Below are 370 nucleotides of genomic sequence, written 5' to 3' on the forward strand. Positions count from 1 at the left end.
AGTCTGAGCCAGAAAACTTACGTTTTCTCTTTATAAATCCGATTTCTCTTGCAAGTTTTTCTAAAAATGCAGGAGTAAGATGTTCATATAATTCTTCAGCAAATAATTGTAGTTCACTTTGAATCGAAAGATTCATAAAAAACGTCACCCTTTCTGTATATTTTTACAAAAAGAATAACGCTTTCTATGAATTATGGGTATAAATTCATCTTAAGTAGATAGTAATGTATGGTGACCCCAATAAGGGATATTATTGGTAGTTTTGAAAAAGAGAAGAAATAAATTTGGATTGTTTTTATATAAAGGGGAAATTCAGTAATTTATTTATAAAAATTTACTGCATTTACATAAAAAGTTAATTAGGTTATAT

The sequence above is a fragment of the Bacillus sp. JJ864 genome, assembly GCF_036963045.1.
In the GTDB taxonomy this organism is placed as follows: Bacteria; Bacillota; Bacilli; order Bacillales; family Bacillaceae_G; genus Bacillus_A; species Bacillus_A pseudomycoides_C.